We start from the raw sequence: 559 nt of genomic DNA, 5'->3' as shown, positions 1-559 counted from the left end.
TTATGCCGAAGACCGGAATCGAACCGGTACGATCGTTACCAATCGCAGGATTTTAAGTCCTGTGCGTCTGCCAGTTCCGCCACCCCGGCCTCTCTAAGCGAACGACGGGATTCGAACCCGCGACCCCCACCTTGGCAAGGTGGTGTTCTACCACTGAACTACGTTCGCACTATTTTCTTCTATCTAAAAATGCCGGCTACATGACTTGAACACGCGACCCTCTGATTACAAATCAGATGCTCTACCAACTGAGCTAAGCCGGCTCATCTATTATATCTCAATGCGGGTTAAGGGACTTGAACCCCCACGCTGTTAAGCGCCAGATCCTAAATCTGGTGCGTCTGCCAATTCCGCCAAACCCGCATATATGACCCGTACTGGGCTCGAACCAGTGACCCATTGATTAAAAGTCAATTGCTCTACCAACTGAGCTAACGAGTCTAAAATAACTTGCGTTACCTTAAACGGTCCCGACGGGAATCGAACCCGCGATCTTCGCCGTGACAGGGCGACGTGATAACCGCTACACTACGGGACCTTTGGGAGTTAACGGGATCGA

At 51.3% G+C, this 559-nt stretch carries 6 tRNA genes; all 6 read right to left on the bottom strand.

From position 1 onward, the window contains the following. Positions 1-3 precede the first annotated feature (3 nt). Positions 4-89, bottom strand: a tRNA-Leu gene (locus HT687_RS11300). 7 nt (positions 90-96) lie between these two features. After that, a tRNA-Gly gene (locus tag HT687_RS11295) sits at positions 97-168 on the bottom strand. A 22-nt stretch (positions 169-190) separates the two neighbouring features. Further along, positions 191-263 (bottom strand) — tRNA-Thr (locus tag HT687_RS11290). Positions 264-281: 18 nt separating this feature from the next. Next, positions 282-363 (bottom strand) — tRNA-Leu (locus HT687_RS11285). Between the two features lie 5 nt (positions 364-368). Further along, positions 369-441 (bottom strand) — tRNA-Lys (locus HT687_RS11280). A 24-nt stretch (positions 442-465) separates the two neighbouring features. Continuing rightward, positions 466-538, bottom strand: a tRNA-Asp gene (locus HT687_RS11275). Positions 539-559 lie beyond the last annotated feature (21 nt).

The organism is Streptococcus sp. 1449 (assembly GCF_013276805.1).
GTDB lineage: Bacteria > Bacillota > Bacilli > Lactobacillales > Streptococcaceae > Streptococcus > Streptococcus pseudopneumoniae.
The sequence above is the reverse complement of the archived record's forward strand: the minus strand, read 5'-3'. Positions and strand labels throughout refer to the sequence as shown.